Below are 1,320 nucleotides of genomic sequence, written 5' to 3'. Positions count from 1 at the left end.
CTTTGAAGCCAAGTACACGATCGATCCGGCCATAGGCAGCGACTCGCCGGCACAGGTCGAGCGAACTCGGCCGTCCAGTCTCAAGCTCGTATCGAATTTGCATTGGGAAGACCTCTGTTCGGTACTTGCGCGCGAAGGTCGAGCATCCGTTCCACGTGGTCAAGAACCTGTTCCAACACTGAAAGGTTCGCTACAAGGGACTGGCGAGGAACGAGGCGTAGTTGTTCGCGCTGTTCGAACTGGCCAACATCGCCATCGCCAAGAGACGATTGCTGGATATCCAGGACCGAGGTGTCTCTTGAATGCCAACGGCGGCCTCGTCGAAGGCATCAAACGACCCTCGGCGCGGCTGCCCATGTGCCGCTGTGCATCGCGGCTGCAGTTCTGGTTCGCGCCACTCGTTGGCGCTCGCCAGAATCATTGATCAACGAATCCTTAAGCTTCATTGAGCAAAAAGCCATTTGACCACCCTGGGCGCGCTCAGCACTGCATAGGCGAAGGCGACCATGCTCAGCCAGAACGAAAAGTGTTCGATAAACGCCCAAGTTTGACCTGTGAACCACCGTAGCTTGTGTGGGCCCTGACGCTCGCACCACACCCTTTCGAACGTGTGGTGCTGGGTGCAGCAGCTTGCGATGATGCCGCCGGACAAGCCGGCGACGGCCATGAGCAGCAGCGCAAACGCGAGCGCGCCGTGCGAGCCGATGAAGTTGGAGAGGAAGTCTTTCTCGTCGGCCTTGCTCGCTGAGCCAATKAGGGTAACCAAGCCCCCGCCGACAGCGAGATAGATTCCGATGTGGAACTTGGTGTACTCAAGGAGCCGATCTAGACGCGTGTCCTCCACAGGAGTTCGCGTCTCACTAGTCGCTGTTTCAACTGGCATGAGCGCAGCCTCCTGTTTGGCCATGACCCCCCCGCGCACCCAAACCGCCAACAGCTCGTTGCTGCTCAAGCAATCGAATGCGCATGAACTGACTCCATGGGGCTGCTCGGCATCGTGGAGCGGCGATGTGGCCGCGTCATCAACATGATTGTGGAGAAGCACTGTGATTCAAACCGACAGCGCGTTTGATCATTGGAAATCTACGCGGATATGCTCGCCTGCGGCGCAAGCGGTTTGTGGCGATCGCGCCGGCTTGAGCGCGGGGGTGCGAGGGAGCTGCCTGCAAATCACGCGGCGTGGTCCACCCGGCAGGCGAAGCAGCCGCGCTTGGCGAAGTGCAGGTGGAGGTAGGCGACCTCGGCGTTGCAGAAGAAGCGCTCGATCTCTTCGGCGACGTGCGTGCCCTCGCGCACGCTGGCGTCGACGATCAGGTGGGC

At 60.0% G+C, this 1,320-nt stretch carries 2 protein-coding genes and 1 pseudogene; 1 reads left to right on the top strand and 2 read right to left on the bottom strand.

What is annotated here, in order from left to right; all coding sequences use genetic code 11:
• Positions 1–128: 128 nt before the first annotated feature.
• Positions 129–302: pseudogene (locus AC1D15_RS32650) on the top strand (transposase); the annotation flags it as partial.
• A gap of 140 nt (positions 303–442) precedes the next feature.
• Here AC1D15_RS32650 and AC1D15_RS32645 read toward each other — a convergent pair.
• Together AC1D15_RS32645 and AC1D15_RS32640 are read right to left on the bottom strand one after the other, a co-directional pair.
• On the bottom strand, positions 443–952 hold the full coding sequence (locus AC1D15_RS32645; protein WP_477829328.1) for a hypothetical protein: 510 nt from the start codon (positions 950–952) through the stop codon (positions 443–445).
• A 218-nt stretch (positions 953–1,170) separates the two neighbouring features.
• Complete coding sequence (locus AC1D15_RS32640) at positions 1,171–1,311, bottom strand: DUF1203 domain-containing protein (RefSeq protein WP_477829329.1); 141 nt, start codon at positions 1,309–1,311, stop codon at positions 1,171–1,173.
• Positions 1,312–1,320 lie beyond the last annotated feature (9 nt).

Source organism: Rhizobacter sp. P2_H2 (assembly GCF_056403375.1).
The sequence above is the reverse complement of the archived record's forward strand: the minus strand, read 5'-3'. Positions and strand labels throughout refer to the sequence as shown.